Source organism: Polaromonas sp. P3_C2, assembly GCF_056402675.1.
In genome coordinates this window covers 1-610 of sequence record NZ_JBFUGX010001223.1, presented here as the reverse complement: position 1 = coordinate 610, position 610 = coordinate 1, and the positions used below count along the sequence as shown (strand labels likewise).

Genomic DNA, 610 nt, shown 5'->3' with positions numbered 1-610 from the left:
GAGCACACAGAAGTCGGATTTAACTATCGCATGAGCAATGTTCTGGCCGGAATTGGGCGAGGGCAGCTGCGGGTGCTGGAGCAGCGCGTTTCGCAGCGCCGGCGCGTGTTTGAGCGGTATGTGGAGGCAATGGCAGATTTTCAGGAAATGCAGTGGATGCCGGAGCCGGAAGGCTGTCACTCCACCCGATGGTTGACATGTTTCACATTGAACGGGCCAGATGCTGCAGGGAGGAGCCGCGATGTGATGAAGGCGCTTGAGCGGCACTTGATTGAGGCGAGGCCGGTCTGGAAACCCATGCACTTGCAGCCACTCTTTGAAGGTGCTCCTTATTTTTCGCATGAGTCCGGTGTTGATATCTCTGCGGACCTTTTTCGAACGGGTATCTGTTTGCCCTCGGGTTCAAATCTTGATGCGGCTCAGCAAGACCGCGTGATTGATCATTTACGGCATGTCCTGCTCATGACGGAGGGCCGTCGTGCGCTTGCGTAAAGAGACTGTTTCGCTGTGGACTGCAGATCTCTTGCTGGTTTGTCTAGGGTGGTGGGCAGCATTTTGGCTGCGGTTTAATTTTGATATTCCTGAGGAGTCTGAAGCACTCGCCCTACAG

General features: G+C 54.9%; 1 protein-coding gene. It reads left to right on the top strand.

Annotation, left to right across the window (positions count from 1 at the left end; translation table 11 throughout):
- The coding region (locus AC1DWI_RS25735; RefSeq protein WP_477726267.1) for a DegT/DnrJ/EryC1/StrS family aminotransferase at positions 1-492 on the top strand (492 nt) is incomplete at its 5' end.
- Between the last annotated feature and the right edge of the window lie 118 nt (positions 493-610).